The sequence below is a fragment of the Clostridium bowmanii genome (assembly GCF_018861315.1).
GTDB classification, from domain to species: domain Bacteria; phylum Bacillota; class Clostridia; order Clostridiales; family Clostridiaceae; genus Clostridium_AD; species Clostridium_AD bowmanii.
The window spans coordinates 22,908-40,667 of sequence record NZ_JAHLDL010000009.1; the positions used below are offsets into that span (position 1 = coordinate 22,908).

General features: G+C 30.5%; 16 protein-coding genes. 6 read left to right on the forward strand and 10 right to left on the reverse strand.

The window, feature by feature from the left end:
* Nucleotides 1–76: 76 nt before the first annotated feature.
* The 4 genes from KPL51_RS07750 to KPL51_RS07765 all read right to left on the reverse strand — a co-directional run bounded on the left by KPL51_RS07750 (nucleotide 77) and on the right by KPL51_RS07765 (nucleotide 5,228).
* Complete coding sequence (locus KPL51_RS07750; RefSeq protein WP_216159159.1) at nucleotides 77–2,176, reverse strand: cell division protein FtsA; 2,100 nt, start codon at nucleotides 2,174–2,176, stop codon at nucleotides 77–79.
* A gap of 133 nt (nucleotides 2,177–2,309) precedes the next feature.
* Nucleotides 2,310–2,609, reverse strand: coding sequence for a hypothetical protein (locus KPL51_RS07755; protein WP_216159161.1), 300 nt, complete (start codon nucleotides 2,607–2,609; stop codon nucleotides 2,310–2,312).
* Between the two features lie 126 nt (nucleotides 2,610–2,735).
* Nucleotides 2,736–3,134, reverse strand: a complete 399-nt coding sequence (locus tag KPL51_RS07760) for a hypothetical protein (RefSeq protein WP_216159163.1) — start codon at nucleotides 3,132–3,134, stop codon at nucleotides 2,736–2,738.
* A gap of 60 nt (nucleotides 3,135–3,194) precedes the next feature.
* Complete coding sequence (locus KPL51_RS07765; protein ID WP_216159165.1) at nucleotides 3,195–5,228, reverse strand: ATP-dependent helicase; 2,034 nt, start codon at nucleotides 5,226–5,228, stop codon at nucleotides 3,195–3,197.
* 157 nt (nucleotides 5,229–5,385) lie between these two features.
* Between KPL51_RS07765 and KPL51_RS07770 the strand changes: the two genes are divergently transcribed.
* The gene (locus tag KPL51_RS07770; protein WP_216159167.1) at nucleotides 5,386–6,864 is read left to right on the forward strand and encodes a nicotinate phosphoribosyltransferase; all 1,479 of its coding nucleotides are present in this window, start codon (nucleotides 5,386–5,388) and stop codon (nucleotides 6,862–6,864) included.
* A 46-nt stretch (nucleotides 6,865–6,910) separates the two neighbouring features.
* Nucleotides 6,911–7,270: a hypothetical protein gene (locus tag KPL51_RS07775; RefSeq protein WP_216159169.1), complete on the forward strand. Its 360-nt coding sequence runs from the start codon at nucleotides 6,911–6,913 to the stop codon at nucleotides 7,268–7,270.
* A 217-nt stretch (nucleotides 7,271–7,487) separates the two neighbouring features.
* On the opposite strand, the gene ndk is transcribed toward KPL51_RS07775, so the two are convergent.
* The gene (gene ndk / locus KPL51_RS07780) at nucleotides 7,488–7,961 is read right to left on the reverse strand and encodes a nucleoside-diphosphate kinase (RefSeq protein WP_216159171.1); all 474 of its coding nucleotides are present in this window, start codon (nucleotides 7,959–7,961) and stop codon (nucleotides 7,488–7,490) included.
* Nucleotides 7,962–8,045: 84 nt separating this feature from the next.
* Nucleotides 8,046–8,261, reverse strand: a complete 216-nt coding sequence (locus KPL51_RS07785; protein WP_216159173.1) for a hypothetical protein — start codon at nucleotides 8,259–8,261, stop codon at nucleotides 8,046–8,048.
* 333 nt (nucleotides 8,262–8,594) lie between these two features.
* Between KPL51_RS07785 and KPL51_RS07790 the strand changes: the two genes are divergently transcribed.
* Both KPL51_RS07790 and KPL51_RS07795 read left to right on the forward strand, forming a co-directional pair.
* The gene (locus KPL51_RS07790) at nucleotides 8,595–8,954 is read left to right on the forward strand and encodes a winged helix-turn-helix transcriptional regulator (RefSeq protein ID WP_224853970.1); all 360 of its coding nucleotides are present in this window, start codon (nucleotides 8,595–8,597) and stop codon (nucleotides 8,952–8,954) included.
* Nucleotides 8,955–9,121: 167 nt separating this feature from the next.
* Complete coding sequence (locus KPL51_RS07795; RefSeq protein ID WP_216159175.1) at nucleotides 9,122–9,472, forward strand: hypothetical protein; 351 nt, start codon at nucleotides 9,122–9,124, stop codon at nucleotides 9,470–9,472.
* A 69-nt stretch (nucleotides 9,473–9,541) separates the two neighbouring features.
* Here the strand turns inward: KPL51_RS07795 and KPL51_RS07800 are convergent, their stop codons facing one another.
* Nucleotides 9,542–10,153: an NUDIX hydrolase gene (locus tag KPL51_RS07800; RefSeq protein WP_224853987.1), complete on the reverse strand. Its 612-nt coding sequence runs from the start codon at nucleotides 10,151–10,153 to the stop codon at nucleotides 9,542–9,544.
* Nucleotides 10,154–10,314: 161 nt separating this feature from the next.
* Between KPL51_RS07800 and KPL51_RS07805 the strand changes: the two genes are divergently transcribed.
* Nucleotides 10,315–11,565, forward strand: a complete 1,251-nt coding sequence (locus tag KPL51_RS07805; protein WP_216159179.1) for a D-alanyl-D-alanine carboxypeptidase family protein — start codon at nucleotides 10,315–10,317, stop codon at nucleotides 11,563–11,565.
* Between the two features lie 135 nt (nucleotides 11,566–11,700).
* On the opposite strand, the gene KPL51_RS07810 is transcribed toward KPL51_RS07805, so the two are convergent.
* Both KPL51_RS07810 and KPL51_RS07815 read right to left on the reverse strand, forming a co-directional pair.
* The gene (locus KPL51_RS07810; RefSeq protein WP_216159180.1) at nucleotides 11,701–11,988 is read right to left on the reverse strand and encodes an ArsR/SmtB family transcription factor; all 288 of its coding nucleotides are present in this window, start codon (nucleotides 11,986–11,988) and stop codon (nucleotides 11,701–11,703) included.
* A 397-nt stretch (nucleotides 11,989–12,385) separates the two neighbouring features.
* Nucleotides 12,386–13,291, reverse strand: a complete 906-nt coding sequence (locus KPL51_RS07815) for a DMT family transporter (RefSeq protein WP_216159182.1) — start codon at nucleotides 13,289–13,291, stop codon at nucleotides 12,386–12,388.
* Nucleotides 13,292–13,609: 318 nt separating this feature from the next.
* On the opposite strand from KPL51_RS07815, the gene KPL51_RS07820 reads away from it, so the two are divergent.
* The gene (locus KPL51_RS07820; protein ID WP_216159184.1) at nucleotides 13,610–15,370 is read left to right on the forward strand and encodes a phosphoenolpyruvate carboxykinase (ATP); all 1,761 of its coding nucleotides are present in this window, start codon (nucleotides 13,610–13,612) and stop codon (nucleotides 15,368–15,370) included.
* Nucleotides 15,371–15,674: 304 nt separating this feature from the next.
* Here KPL51_RS07820 and KPL51_RS07825 read toward each other — a convergent pair whose 3' ends face one another.
* Nucleotides 15,675–17,672, reverse strand: a complete 1,998-nt coding sequence (locus tag KPL51_RS07825) for a DNA topoisomerase (protein ID WP_216159342.1) — start codon at nucleotides 17,670–17,672, stop codon at nucleotides 15,675–15,677.
* Nucleotides 17,673–17,760 lie beyond the last annotated feature (88 nt).

Sequence of the window (17,760 nt, forward strand, 5' to 3'; positions counted from 1 at the left end):
TTATTTGCATGCCATCTAAAAAAATAACTAGTGAGTAAACTACTTATTCTAGTTTTTTGTTTCAGATGAGCTAATGCTATTTGTCCCAATATATCTTGATTATATCTCCATTGTTTAGTGGCTGGTAATAACTAGCTTTGCTATCATTCAGCATCAGTATTAGGTTTCCCTTTGACTTAGATAAATCAAACTCTGCATAATCAAATATATCCACAAATATGTATTTATCTTTATTTTTAAGGGTTATAATTTTCTTATTAACTTCAACCACAACTTCTATCTCTTCATTATCCACTTTATTATGTACAACTTTTGTTCTATCGTATTCATTATTAACTACCTTGTGTAGCCTTTGTACTTCCTTATGCAACATATTCTGTGACTCCATTTGTTTTTCTTTGCTCTCATGTTTTTCTATAGCAGGCTTTTCATCTTTTATAGTTGCACTATATATTTTGTCCCCTTCTTTTATAACATATTCCACAATAATTTCACTATTATTCATTATAAAATTCGATGCTTTTACACTATCTAGGTAATGTTTCGCGTAGTCCTGCATTGTAGTAGGGATTACTATTGTAACATTGTCATCTTCTTTTATTACATCATTTATAAGAGCTCTCTCCCCATTAATAAACCCTATTGGTTCAATGTTTTGTATTATATCATCAAAATAAAAACTCACGGCTTGAATGTTCTTCACAAAATCCATAATTCTAGGCTCAGCATTTTTACCGTCTTTAGCAAAACTAACTCCTATAATATCGCCTTCTTTTACCTCAGAATCAATATTACTAAGGGTATCATTTATCACAATTTCTGCCCCCACACCTAAAGTTCCAAAAGCTACTCTCTTTATTCCATCAACTGTGAATCTTATATTACGTCCATTCTTACCAATCAATATTTTAGGGCTAATACCTTCTTGCACCATTACATCCATAACTGTATGTTTATGTGCATTAAATAAACTTACAATTTTATCATTTATGGTAACGTCAACAAAGTCATGTCCTAATTTCTTAATTGATATAAGTGCTATACCTAAAACTGTAACTCCAACACTTCCCATTTCAGCATTACAAATACAGTCAACTACGGCTTCCCTTCCTTTAATTGCAACTCTTTGTATTGGTAGATTTAAAATTTTTGCTATATTTTCTTTAATTAATGGTGTATGTGCTCCACCTCCTACTAAAAATACAGCATTAGGAGCTTTACCTCCATTTAATTCAATTATCCGGTTTCCAATTTCTTCTGAAATTTTCATTACTACAGGGTTAATTATTTTTAATACTTCCTCTGGCTCTATTTCATTATCAAGCCCTAAAACATCAGTATACTGAATTTTGTTTTTGCCACCACATTGCTTTTTAATTTTTTCAGCTGTGTTAAAATCTACTAAATATGCTTGTGCTACTATTTCGGTTACCTCATCTCCTGCCATGGGCACCATACCATATGCACTTATACTATCCTTACTACTAATAGCAATATCAGAAGTACCTGCGCCAATATCAACTAGTGCTAAATTCAGAAGTCGCAGCTTCTGTGGTACTGCAGCTTCCATGGCCGCTATTGGCTCCAGGGTTAAACTTACAACCTCAAGTGAAGCCTTATTCATAACTACATAAAGGCTATCAACCACTGAACGAGGAAGAAAGGTAGCTATTATTTCAACTGCAATCTTTTCTCCTTTGTGCGAGTTTAGATTTGATATTATATATCCATTTAAGTAATAATTTTTCACACTATATCCTACACAATAAAGCTTACCTTGAGTAGACTTATTGACTTCATTTTCCGCCATTTTAACCGCAGTAAGTTCTAAACTTCTAATAATTTCCCTATCAATTTCAATATCGCCCTCAACTTCTATTTCGGACTTTATTTTTGTAGTCCTTAAAAATCTTCCCGCAGCAGCAATAGCTACTTTAGATAGTGTAATATTTAAGCTAGCCTCTAACTGCTTCTTAACTCTTTTTACTCCGTTAGCTACCAGTTGAATATCATGAATTTGACCATCAACCATCGCTCTCTCTTCATGTTCTATATAACTTTCAGCAATAACTTGAAACTTTTTCTCCGCTATTACCCCTACTGTCCCTATGATGGACCTTGTCCCTATATCTAGTGCAAATATAAGTTCCTCGGAATGTACATTTGTGATTTCCATTTCTATACCTCTTCCTCACAAAATTATTTAAATATATATTGAGCACATATTTTATGAAATTTTATTAAGCTCATATTCTATGAATATGAGCTTAATAAAATTATATAACATTATATAACAATATTCAACAAAACTACTGCATTAACTTAATTACTCCAGAGTTTTCTGATATATATGGTAATTGTTTTATAATAGTGTAAATATATTTAGGTTTTAATTTATCATCTTTCGAAACCTGCTCTAATGATAATTCACTGTAGTACAATAGCTTACACCAAAAGTCTACAAAATCATCTCTTGTAATAAAAATTACATTATCTCGCTCTTTAACTGTAAAACCACAATTAAATCTCTCCAAAATTTCTATACCTGAGTAGTCTTCATCTGATAAAATTAGGCGTACATCCTCCCACATCTTTTTAAATGCAACCATAAAAACCCTCCTTATTAAACAATTAATTTTTTAGTATACCATTCTGCTTTTTGTAAAATATTCCTTCCCATTACATTATATGTTTTATACTTTTTCTTTGCAAGTAAAGAATATAATGAAATAGCACTATTTTAATTCACTATATTTTATTAACTGTTCTCTTGATAATTTAAAATCCCTACCTAAACAACAATATTGTGGGGTGTCTCCCTGGGTGTCCATAATTTCGTTAGTATATATATACTCTGACATTTTAGCTCCTAACCTTTCCCAGAAGTATTCTCCTTCATCATACGTTCCAGTACCATCAATAATATCAATGTTAAATTCTTTTACTAATTGTATTAATAAATTTGTTGCATGATTCTTATGTGTATATTTAATATCTATGTTAATATCATTTACGTGCATGCTATTTTCAACAATCTCAAATGATATGTTGCCTATTATTATTCCCTCAAATGATATGTTTTTTACTAATGCATCATTATTATGCATTGCTCCATTTTCCTTTAATTTATACATGCTGATGCGTTCCACCTCCTATTTTTCTAATAGTGTCTCTACTATAAAGTTGATTTTACATTACTCCACTTTTGATATTAAAGCATTGTTATATAACACTTCAGCGTCAAATTTTCTTATAATTCCACCCTCAAATTCAAGGTTTAAATCTTTACTAGTAATAGAAATTACTTTTCCAGCTCCAAAATTTTTATGTAATATATTATCCCCTTCTTTAAAAGGTAAGTTCTCTCCGCCTTCCGCCATAATTTTGCATTCCACAACAAATCGTGAAGTTTCTTTGACTTTTCCTTTTACACTTTTGCAAATGCACATCCAAACATTATCTATGGCTCTTGTTATTCCTACATAAAATAGTCTTCGTTCTTCTTCTATGTTTTTATCCATGCTGTTTACATGTGGGATATTCTCTTCATTGCAGTTAATTAAGAATACATTTTTAAACTCCATTCCTTTTACGCCATGAATTGTACTAAGTATTACAGCATCCTCATCCCCATTTTTCTTCCCTTTACTAATTTCTTCTTTAACCTGGTCTACATGGGCCAAAAAAGTAATAATCGAGTTATATCCTTCTATTGATTGTCTAAATTCGTCAATAACATCCTCCATCTCACCTAAATCAATTTTAAATTTGGTACAGTACTCCTTAATATAGTCATGATAGCCAATACTTAAAACTATATTATCTATTGCACTTTTCAGAGAAAGTTTGTTCAAAATATGGATGTCTTTTTTTAACTTATCTAACATCTTCATTTGAAACACCGGTATACCTTCAGCTTCCTTTAGCATTTCAAAGCAGTCTTCGCGTACAACATTTCTTCTTAATTTATCTAAATTTAGTTTACTTATATATCTAAAGGGCTTATTAATTATTCTAAGGAAGCTAAATTTATCAGAGCTATCAATACTTAGTTTTAAATATGCAATTATATCTTTACAAATGAAATGTTGAAAAAAGTCATATTCCCTATCTAAAAGCTTAAAAGGTATTCTTTTTTTAATAAAGATGTCTATTAGACTTCTGCACTCTACGTTTGTTCTGTACAATATGGCATTATCACTATAATTTTTATTCTGTGTTTCACTTTGTCTTTGAATAATGCAACTAATTTCCTCAGCCTGAGAGTTTTCATTTATATTATTAATTACTGCAATACCGCCATCTTTCTCTTTAAATGCTACTATGTCTTTTTCATTTCTCATTTTGTTATTCCTTATAATATTCATAGATATTTCCACTATATTCTTTGGACACCTATAATTAGTTGAAAGAGGTAACTTCCCTCCCCCTTCAAAGTGCTGTGAAAACTTAACCATACACTCAGGGTTTGAACCCCTGAACCCATAAATACATTGATCTTCATCACCTACTGCAAAAATAGAATTTTCTTCATTTAAAAGTTTCAATATCTCCACCTGCATAGAATCACAGTCTTGAAATTCATCAACTAAAATATGCTTAAACAGTTTTCTATATCCCGTAAGTATGGGATAATTTTTTATAAACAAATCTCTACAACATATTTGTAGATCATCAAAATCATATAAGTTTTTTTCTTTCCTATACTGCTCATAAATATTATAGGCTGCTGTAAATATTCCTTTATCAATACTAGGAGCAAAATTCTCCATTGAATCACCACTTGTTTTAAATACAGAAATGCTATTTATGACCTCTTTTACTTTTTCATCACTTACCTCATCTAAATAGGACATTAGCACATTTTTTATCAACTTATATACCTCAAGCGTGTCTATTATGGTTATCTCACCATAATAATTTTTAAGAATTTTATAAAATAAACCATGAAAGGTTCCAAAAAAAGGAACTCTATCTCTTCCATTTATAGCAATATATCTATTTTTCATATTAATGGCCGCCGCTCTTGTAAAAGTAATGACAATAATATTTTTAGGGCTAGTATTTTGCTCATTTATTAAATTAACAATTCTATTAACTATAACCACCGTTTTACCTGAACCTGGGCCCGCCGTAACCAATAAATTCCTACTATCTGAAAAAACTGCTGCTCGTTGTTCTTTACTTAATTTTGTATTTATCCTGTTATTTCTAACGTTATTATTCATACTGCGTTTTGTCTCCAATATCATTCACCTACTTTAAATTGTCATATATTATGTTTATACCCAAAAATCTATTGTAATAATCACATTTAAATATTAATATATAAATATGTTATAATTCCATTATATACTTTTATTAAATTTCAAAGGGGAAAAAATTATGAATCACTCAAAAGAATTCAATGTGAGCAATGAAAGAAACCTAACAATGCTAGTAGACTTTTATGAATTAACTATGGGAAACGGTTATCTCCATAATAATGTACAAGATAAAATTGCCTATTTTGATATGTTTTTCAGACGAATACCGGATGGTGGAGGATATTGCATTATGGCCGGAGTCCAACAATTAATTGAATATCTTTCAAATTTAGAATTTTCTAAGGAAGATATAGCTTATCTAAAAAGCAAAGATATTTTTTCTGAAAAATTCTTGGATTATCTACGGAATTTTAAATTTGCCTGCGATGTATGGGCAGTGCCTGAAGGCTATCCCGTTTTTCCAGGTGAACCCTTAGTTATAGTTAGAGGACCTGTTATGCAGGCTCAATTTGTTGAAACAATGGTACTACTCACAATAAATCACCAAACCTTAATAGCTACTAAAGCAAGTAGAATATGTAGAGCAGCAAAGCATAGGCCTGTTATGGAATTTGGTTCTAGACGTGCTCAAGGTTATGATGGTGCTATATATGGTGCTCGTGCGGCTGTAATTGGAGGTTGTGTTGGTACTGCATGTACCATAGCTGATGAAATGTTTAATATTCCAGCACTAGGTACCATGGCCCATAGTTGGGTACAGCTTTTTGATACCGAATATGATTCATTTAAAGCTTGGGCTGAAACTTACCCTGATAATTGTGTACTACTTATAGATACCTATAATGTGCTACTATCTGGTGTTCCAAATGCCATAAAGGTATTTAATGAGATACTTAAACCTATGGGCAAAAGGCCTAAAGGAATTAGAATTGATAGCGGTGATATTACTTATTTAACAAAGAAAGTTAGAATAATGCTAGATGAGGCCGGATACGAAGATGTAAAGATCACTATCTCCAACTCACTTGATGAATATATAATAAGAGGAGTTTTGGAAAACGGAGCACAGATTGATAGCTTCGGTGTTGGCGAGCGACTTATTACTGCAAGATCAGAACCAGTATTCGGTGGTGTTTATAAGCTTGTTGCTGTTGAGAATGATGGAGAAATAATCCCAAAAATTAAAATTAGTGAGAATGAAGAAAAAATTACTAATCCAGCTTTTAAAAAATTATATAGAATATTTGATAAAACTTCACATAAAGCCATTGCAGATTTTATAACCTTACATGATGAGATTATTGATGAAAGTAAACCACTTGAAATATTTAATTCTATTTTCACTTGGAAAAAGAAGAAAATTAAAAATTTCTATGTGAAAGATCTTATGGTTAAAATTTTTGAAAACGGAAAGCCAATTTACGAATCTCCTTCTGTTATGGAGATAAAAGCATTTTCTGCTAAAGAAGTTTCTAAATTATGGAGCGAAGTTTTAAGATTTGAAAACCCACATGCATATTACGTGGATCTTTCTTCAAATTTATGGAATCTTAAGCAAGGCTTATTGAATTATTATTCTGAGACCTTTGAGGAATAACTGAAATACATTGTTTTCTGCCTCAGAGAAATACTAGGAGGTATTTATGAATCAAACATTAAAAATCAAGCTTTCAAAAGCAGCTCATGACGAGCTTATTAAAATGATTAAAGAGAGTGTTGACTATTCTAGCATAAGATTTGTGTATACAAATGGTTGTTGCAAATCTGCTAAAGTCGATATTTACTTAGACAATTTTAAAACAGGTGACATTAAAAATAATATTGATGATTTGAAAGTATTATACGAAGACACTCTCTTAGACAACATTAACGAGCTCACAATAGCCTATACTGATTCTAGATTTTGGGTTAAAACTGTATCCTCAAAAGATAGTGACAAACATTGTTCCAAGGCTAATAGTGAATCATGTAATGGCTGCTCTGGAAATTGCGGTTCTCATTAGTTCTTATTTAAAAAAGTAAAGAACGTTAAAAAAAGTATATATTACGTAAACTGCATCCGAATGAGCATTAGTAATTCTTAGATGCTTTTATGAAAGATACGTTAAGAAAAGTAAATGTTTGAGCGTATAGCGAGTTTTTACTTTTTAGTATCTTTCATAAAATCAGCTTAGAATTACTTAGCGAATAAAGTGCGGTTGTAGTAATATATACTTTTTATTATACATTTACCAATGGTCCCTCAATTTTTTGGAATAAATCAACATTTTTCTTATACTTATCTTTATAAGTAAGTTCTGGAAACCAAATTGCAATTTCACGTTCTGCACTTTCAGGGCAATCTGAAGCATGAACTAGATTGTGAGTTTTATCTAATGTAAATTCCCCTCTTATGCTAGCCAGTTCTGCTTTTAAAGGATCCTTATCTCCATTGATTTTGCGTACTACTTCAATAGCTTTTTCGCCCCTAATAATCATTGCACACATTTTACCTTCAGTAACATAGCTTATTAATTCTTCAAAATATTCTCTTCCAGCATGCTCAATATAATGTTCTCTTGCATTATCTTTTGTGGCAGTAATCATTTTTAATGCCACAATTTCTAGTGACTTTTCTTCATAATGATTAAGAATTCTTCCAATAAGTCCTCGTTTAACTCCATCAGGTTTAATTAAAACTAAGGTTCTTTCCATATAAATTCACATCCCTGCACTGTATTCATTATAAATTTAATTATATCCTATAATTACATAAAATACACAACTACACAAAAACTTCTATGAATATTTTTCTTTATATAACATTTTTAATGGTGAATTGATATCATCATTAAATAAATCATAATCAGAAATATTATTAATAGTGAAAGGTTTGAAATTTTTTAGTTCAACGAATGGGCATTTACCTCCATTGTCTGCCCATTTATATAATGCACACTCCTTAAAACATTCTATTTCTTCTTCTATGGTTGTTAGAAAAGGACACTGTAACATTTCATCACCTCATTCCCATAATTTGCTACTATCGTAACATTATAAGACATTTAAGCAATAATTTACAGTGTTTTTTTTTAATTTTTAAAATAAATATTTAATGCCACAAATAGGCCTTATTTTTGTGCTTAATTTGTCCTCTTAACTCCTATTCTATAAACTAAAAAAAACGAACTTAAAAGTTCGGTAAATGTCTTTATTTTTATTACATTGCATATAAAATATATCAATGGTATAATTGTACGTATTAGAGCTTTTTAATCAAGTACTCACTTAATAGTGACTTAGTATATTAATAACACTTACACACTCACATCAATACTAGGAGGTATTATGAGCGATAAAACAATGAAAATAAACAATAAAGAATATAGTTGTGCCATTGAGTTAACACTTGATATTATAGGTGGTAAATGGAAACCAATTATTCTTTGGAGATTAGCCAAAAACGGTGTATTACGATTCAGCGAATTAAAAAGATCCATGGGCATAATAACGCAAAAAATGTTAACACAACAACTTAGAGAATTGGAAGCATATGAAATGGTTAATAGAAAAGTATATGCCGAGGTTCCTCCTAAAGTAGAATATTCGCTAACTAAACAAGGCAAAAGTGTGATGCCAATACTCGACGTTATGTGTAAATGGGGAACAGATTATTTTGAAAGTGTTGAGTCAGACAAAAAAGAATAGGATTTTTTTATAAGAGAGGGAACTTTTCCTCTCTTTTTTGATGTTTTAAAATTAGATATACTTGAAAACTCACATATTGTATATATGATATAAACATATGTTTTAATTTTTAGGGCATATTAAATATATAAAATTTAGCCAGGATATTTCTAAAAGGAGTGATTTTTATGAGTATAACCAGTATCTCTTTAGCTTATATATTTTTTGGTATTTCTATAGTCGCATTTGTATTTTTCTTATATTACAAATTTTTAGTAATTAACACCGGTGCTAAAAGTAAAAGACGAGATAAAATTATTGGTTCCATGAAAGACCCAGATAATTGGAGACACAGAAATAATATTATGGCTTTTATCTCTTTATTTTGGGCCTTTATCTCACAAACTGCCTTTATATATCTAAAATTCTTCAATAAATCAAGCTTGATATCTATTATATATGTTTTTGTGTATTTAGCTGTTATTGTATTAAGTGTTTCAATATTCCTTAAGAAAAATAAGCTTGTAAGCAGTAAATAGTATATCTACTAAAAAAAGCCTCTATTTGATTATAAATGGAGGCTTTTTTTAACTTCTCTAAGCATGATCTTAAATCTTATTACTGTTTTTTAAAACTTCTATAAAGCTCTTAACTATTTGCGCTGTGAAACCCCATATTATATAGTTATTGTACTCATAAAAATACTCATCTAAATACCCTTTACGAAACTTATACTCTTTACCTCCATTTATTAAATGAAAAGGAAAACCTTCTTGGTTTACAGGCCCTATCTCCATTTTATAAAGCAAAGGCTCATGCTCTAAAAAGAATTTTAATGGAACTTTAAATATATGGTGAACTTCATCAGGACTAGGAGTTATTTGACCATATTTTAATTTACCAACGAAGGCATACATTATATTTCCATAAGGGCTTATATAATAGTCCATATCTCCTATAAATTCAATTTGATCTCTTTCTAAATTTAATTCTTCCATGGTTTCACGTAGAGAAGTTTCCCTTGGATCCTCATTTTCTTCAACTTTTCCTCCAGGTAAGCAAACATCCCCTGGCTGACTCCTTAATTTAAGAGCACGTACTTCAAATACTATGGATAATTCCCCTGAATCCTCTGTAAATAATATCATAACTGAACTTTCCTTAAATTCCCCTATGACCTTAGAATGCCTATTTTTAAAGATTTGCTCTAGCTTATTTATAATGTTAATCACCACCAAATTTATATTAAAATAATAATATCATAATGGGCTTTCTTTCTCAATATACGATGTACCTTGTTCTTAATATATTAAAATGCTATAATTATTTTGTGTTTATCAGTAGATAAATATAAAATTTAATTGTAATGGAGAGATGAAAATTGAAGAGAACGAATCGACTTTTATTGTTTGCACTAGTATTTACTTTAGTGTTTTCTACAACTGCTTTTGCTGCTGTTAAACCACTAGAATTAATTGGTAAAGCTGCTATTTCTGTAGATATAGATACTAATGAAATTATTTACACCAAAAACATTGATAATAAGATGTATCCAGCAAGCATTACAAAGCTTATTACAGCCTTGTTACTTGCTGAAAATAAAAAGACAACTGATAATTTGAACTATACAAAAAATGCAAAGGAGCAACCAGCTTTCTCTTATAACGTAAATGTTCATCCTGTAGCAATAGGCGATACCATGTCAGCTGACAACGTAATGGATGGACTTCTTCTTTATTCTGGAAATGATATTGCATATATGATTGCAGATAACGTTGGTGGAACCCCTACTAATTTTGCTAAAATGATGAATGAAAAAGCTGCTAAGTTAGGAATGAAAGGTTCTCATTTTCTCACTCCCAATGGTTTGGATGATATAAATGATGAACATTATACAACCCCATATGACTTAACTCTTTTAGGTAGAGCGGCCTATAAAAATGAATGGGTAAAGAAATCTATGGGTAAAAAAACAAGCACAATAAAATCTGCTAATGGACCGGTCGCTATTGTTGAAAATAGAAATAAACTTCTTGGAGTAGATGGTAACCTTGGTGGCAAAACTGGCTATACACTAAAGGCTGGAAGATGCTTAATTTCTATATATGAACGTAACGGTCATCATATCTTAGGTGTTGTTATGAATTCTGAAAATGATGCAAAAGATACAAAAGTCTTTGAAGATATGCAAAAACTAATTGATTGGAGTTATGCCTCTAAGAAGGAAGTACGGAGCAAAAAAAATACTGCCATCAAAACAATTTCTGTACCCTATAAAGTTATTCCATTTATAGGACCTGAAAGAACAATTAATGTTCCATTAGAGTCCAAAGAAGATGTGGCTTTTTATAATAATGATATCAAACCACAAACTACTATTAAAGTTTCAGGCATAAATCCATGGAAACTTGATAAAGATACATCTGTTGGAACCTTAGAGCTAAAACAAAGAGATGTAAGCAAAAGTATTAAATTATATCCAATGATTTCAAAATCTACTCTCATTAAAGACAATATAATTATATATGCCGGGATAGCCATTTTACTAATTGTGGTTATAGTATTAATCTTGTTATTAATCTCTTCTATAAATAGACGTAAACATCGTGGCGGTAGAAGAGGAAGATATTAAATAAGTATTTTGATGAGTGCAAAAGAGCCTATATTAATTTTAAAATTAATATAGGCTCTTTTTTATATTTGTTAATATATTGTGCTAATTTTTAGAAGCATGTGCTTTTTCTATATTAATAAAATTAAATTCGAATTAATCCTCATCTGGGAACATTGCACTTACCACATTTATTATGGTTTCATTACAAATCTTATAATTAATTTGTAGGCCATCTCGTTCACCTTTTATAATTCCTAAGGATTTTAGCTTTTGAAGGTGCTGAGAAACTGTAGATTGAGGAATATTTAGACACTCCTGCATATAGCTAACGTTGCAGCTTCCTTTATTCATAAGTCCTCTAATAATACATATTCTAACGGGATGAGCAAGAGCTTTTAATAATTCTGCTATTTCTGTATATTGTTGAAAATTGGCATCCATAATTGATCTCCTTTTATAAATGAATAAATTTTAGTTTTAATTTTTAAAAATAGAATGCACTACTATATTCTTATATTAATATATTGCGATATTAATGTCAATATTTCAACCTGGTTTTTAATAATATATTTTTATTAATACATAACAAAAGAATACTCTATACTACCTACTCCGATACTTTATCTTATAGTATTCTAATAAAAGGATATATTGCGTAAAATGTGTCTGAGCAAACCGTAGTAATTCACAATTTATTTTATTTGTAGTTGCGTGAAGAAACCCACATGTTTGAGCATAGCGAGTTTGTGGTTTTTAGCAGCTATAAATAAAATAAATTGTAGAATTACTAGGTGAAGCGAACGCAGTTGTAGCAATATATCCTTTTTGTTATAGAATACTATGAGAAGAGAAATTTCATACCTTTTCTAAGGTTTATCCTACCATCCAAACTTACTAAAGTTACACCTATTATTATTATAATACATCCTACTACCTGCCAAATTGTAACAACTTCATGTAGTAAGAATCCTGCCGCAAATAAACTCATGATAGGTTGTAGATTTATATAGGTAGTAATAACAGTTGCTCCAAGATCTTTTAGACAGTGTACATACATTACATATCCAATGCAAGAGCAAAAAATAGATAAAAATATTAAATTTAATACAACTTTTGTAGATGGGATTTGCAATGTATTAAAAAACAGTGAAGGACTTAGAAACAAGGATCCCCACATGATTTCATAAGTAGTTATAGTAATAACTTTATAATTACCTTTAAAGCTACTACAAACCATATTATATATCACCCAAGAAAAGACTGCTCCAAGTGCCATCAAATCTCCTATATTCCCTTTTGATAATAAGCTTACTCTTTGCTTGGATGCAATTATTATAATAATTCCAACCAAGCTCAAGGTAGCACCAAATATTTTTCCATAGGTCAGTTTTTCTTTATAAATTAGCCTTTGAGAAAATATAGTAAATACGGGTATAGTCGCAATTAAAATTGCTACATTTGATGCAGAGGTGTATGCTACAGAATAGTTTTCAAATATAAAATATATTGCTACCCCAAAGAGCCCGCCTAGTGCAAATTTGAGTTTGTCCACTTTTAAAACTTTCTCTTCCGGAAATTTTACTTTTAATATTATAAATAAAATTATTGCGGCTAACATAAATCTATAAAACGCTGATAATGTAGGGCTTACCTCTTGTGATACAACCTTTATGCTCAAATAAGATAAGCTCCAGATAAACATTAAAATTATTGCCATTACATGAGATGCTCTTTTGTTTTTCACAATACCACGCCCTTTACTTTTTCTTTAGGACACAAGAAAATAAACAACCAGCAAGTATACTAGCTTATTCCGACTTGTTATCTATTTCCATGTGTACAATATTATTATATCTCAAAATTACCAAAAATTACACCATACTTATATTTAAAACTTTTCTAAAATAAGTTTTTTTGCAATTTTAGTGTTGTCAATATTTCATTTTCAGAGTATTATAGTATAGTATTTAAATATTAATTACTGTTTATGATATCATCTGTTCTAATAAAATTCATTTTGTATTGTTAAAAAAAATATACACTAGCCTACGGAGGTGCAGATTTGAAAAAAGAATTTTCTTTAAGTAACGACAACGTAATGATTAATTTCACTGCGAAATATTGTAATAGCCCTGAAAAGCTATTAGAAAGTACCGGTTTTAGAAGAGTCTTTAACTCTTACCTCAAGAAAATAAAGAAGAAAAACTCAAATATCTATAAATATTTAATCCAAAATGCAAGCACAGAAAATGAGGACTTAGATGTCTTTATGATACATTTGTTTAAACTCTTATCAGTACTAAATGTAAATGAGATTATAAATTTAAATACAAAATATAGTTCACTTATTACTAGCCGCGGTACTTTTGTTGATTTTATAGAAGATTTTTATAGTTTTTGGAGAAAGCTTGAAAGGTATACAATAATTCATAACAATAAGATTAATGAGGGTTTAGAGAAAACAAGCTTCCTTGAAGCAAACAATGATTTTTCTATGCTTATACTTAATTTATACAGAAAAATTGAAGAGAATGTTCTTGGCTATAAGCCTATGGTTTACAGACAACTACCAGCTGGTGGCAATGCGGGTCTAATTGTTAACAATGCGTATTGGCCTATTCCTTCTGGATATGAACTTTTAAAAGATGTTCCATTCATTGAATCAATAATGCTAGATTTGCCTTATATTAGCTACCCTAAAAAAAATACTCGTGATGGAATTTTTCAGGAATGTTTTGAAAACCCATTAAAAAATTGTACTATAAGCACAGACCATTGGTTTTGTTATCCTGCTAAAGTAGGAACACTGCTTGCCTTTATCTATGTACACAGAGATTTTATGGCTCATGCAATAACTCTATGTAACTTATTTGAAATGGCTCGTGAAAAAGAATATAGGGGCATTAAACCTGATATAGTTTTTGTTTTTGGTGGTAAAGATTCAGCTACTGCTAAAGCTCTTTCATCTAAAGTAAAAACAGTATTTTATGACGATATAGAAAATAATATTATGCTTGGCTACATTAGTTATGGTGAAGAAATTGATTATTTCGGCTATGTAAAGAAAATGGCTCTAACTCTTCATAACCTAATAATGATTAAACGTGGCTATTTACCAATCCATGGCGCAATGGTAAACATAGTTATGAATAATGGTAAAAGTGCAAATGTTGTTATTATGGGTGATAGTGGAGCTGGCAAGTCAGAATGCCTAGAGGCCTTTAGAAGTTTAAGTGAGGATTATATCAGCGACATGACCATAGTATTTGATGATATGGGTGTTGTAACTCTAAACTCCAGTAATAAACCCTTAGGCTTTGGAACAGAAATTGGAGCTTTTGTAAGACTTGATGATTTAGATGCTGGATATGCTTTTAAAGAAATTGATAGAAGTATATTTATGAATCCTGATAAAATTAATGCAAGACTTGTTATGCCCGTAGCAAGCTATAAAGATATTATTAAAGGCTACCCTATAGATTTATTTCTATATGCAAATAATTATGAAGAAGTAAAGGAAGGTAATGAAGAGATTAATTTCTTTACAAACCCAAAAGATGCTATTGCTGTTTGTAAAAGAGGTGCAAGAATGGCAAAAGGCACTACTACAGAACTCGGTCTTGTTACCTCCTATTTTGCAAATCCCTTTGGGCCTGTGCAAAAGCAAGAACTAGTAGATGTCCTTATAGACCAATATTTTGAGGAATTTTTCAAAACAGGAGTAAAAGTTGGTCAAATTAGAACTTCCTTGGGTGTAAAAGGTCAGGAACAAGACGGTCCAAAAAAAGCCGCTAAGAAATTATTTGATTTAATCATAAAATAGAAAAAAAGTATATATTACTACAACTTCTGTTCGCTGTGCTAAGTAATTCTAAACTGATTTTAATGAAAGATGCTAAAAAGTGCAAACTCGCTAACGCTCAAACATGCACTTTTCTTAACGCATCTCTCATTAAAATCACTTAAGAATTACTAAAGCTTGCTCAAATGAAGTTTACGTAATATATACTTTTTTTACCGTGTAAAGACCAAATTCTTATTACGGTGGAGTATAAATGTTATCCACAGCCACTTTCGCAAACTGTTTCCTATATACTTTTTTTTGTGACTAAAAACATTTATTGTAATTATTCCGCCCCAGTTTGAGGATTTTTGTAAAATGAACTTATCATATCAAAATGGTTTACAAGTCTTAAGCCATTATTTAGTTTAAGTACTCTATCAGTATTTTTTATTATATAATTTTCTAACTTATCCATGTATATAGTACCCTCTATTTCACTTTGCGTAACCATGGTTAATCCTTTTTCCCAACTAGCTGTTAACTCTGGATTTAGCAAGGTGGGTATAGAGTTTCTCACCACATCATAGATAATTTCTCCAAGAAGTGTAGGCATAACCACCTGGGTCTTATTATTAGATTTAATATATTCTATTTTTTCAAGCTTTGTTAAAATTCCTGAACGAGTGGCACTTGTACCGATACCAGAACCTTTAATATGCTCCCTTAGTTCCTCATCCTCTATAAGTTTACCCGCATTTTCCATAGCAATAATTATTGAACCTGTAGTAAATCTTTTAGGGGGAGATGTTTTACCTTCTTTTACAATTAAGTCATCTAGGTCTACACTTTGACCTTTTTTTAAGGTACTTAAAAATTTCATGTTTTTGTTTTCACTGTCATAGCTATCATTATCAGGTTTTAAGACCTCCAAATAGCCAATTTCAACGCAAACCTTATCTGACGTAAAGAATCTTTCCTTATCAATTTTAGTTATAACGGAAACCTTGCTATAAACAGCAGGTGGATAAAATATTGAAAGAAACCGTCTTAAAACTAAATTATAGATTTTCTTTTGAATATCCTTTAGTGCCATATAGCTCTGAAGACCTTCTCCTGTTGGAATAATAGCATAGTGATCTGTGACCTTACTATCGTCAACATACTTTGTCTTAGCTATATTACTAAACCACCTTTTGTCTAGAATATTCTCAGCTATATTTTTTATTTCTAGATCACCATTAAAATTGGTTAATTTTTTCAAGTTCTTATTTATCTCTTTTGCCACTGCTGTAGATAATACCCTAGCATCTGTTCTTGGGTAGGTAAGCATTTTTTTCTCATATAAAGCTTGAATATGACCAAGTGTTTGTTCTGGATTTATTTTAAATTTTTTAGAACATTCATTTTGTATTTCTGCTAAATTAAATAATAGTGGAGCATTTTTATTTTCTTTCTTCTTAGTAATACTTTCAACTACAACTTTACCATCTATACTAGAATCTCTAAGGTCTGATATTAATTTTTCTGCCATATCTTGCGTTTTGAATCCACCCTCATTATAAAGCATGGGTGATTCAAAATATTCCGAACCTTCTACCGCTTTCCATTCCCCATCATATTTAGATTCTTCATCTACTTTAAAGCTAGCCATAATCCTATAAAAAGGAGTAACAACAAAATCTCTGACTTCTCTTTCCCTTTGGACCACCATTCCAAGTACACAAGACATTACACGTCCCACTGCAATAACTATATAATTTTTTCCAAGATAATTACTTACAGTTTTTCCATAGACCAGACTTAGAAGTCTAGAAAAATTAATTCCCATTAGATAGTCCTCTTTTGCCCTTAAATAAGCGGCTTCTGATAAATTATCATACTCACTTAAATCCTTTGCTTCTTTAACTCCACGAATTATCTCTTCCTCTGTTTGTGAATCTATCCACACTCTTCGTTTTTGCTTATTAGGTCTACCTGACATTTCATCCACTAATCTATAGATGTACTCCCCTTCCCTTCCAGAATCTGTACAAACATAAATTCTGTCAATATCCTCACGAATTAATTGGCTCTTAACTATATTAAATTGTTTTTTCACTCCATCTATAACTTCATATTTATATGTTTTAGGTAAAAATGGCAAAGTACTCAAAGACCATTTTTTTAATTTTACATCATATTTTTCAGGGTAGCTCATAGTAACAAGATGTCCCACACACCATGTAACAACAGCTTTGTCAGACTCTATAAATCCATCTGATTTTCTCCCATTTATTTTTAAGGCTTTGGCAAACTCTGCAGCAACACTTGGTTTTTCTGTAATAAATAATGCCTTACTGATATGTATCACTTCACTTTCTATTAAATTGTATAACAATTCTAATTTTAGATATCAATAAAAATTGTTTTAAAGAATCTATTATACCATT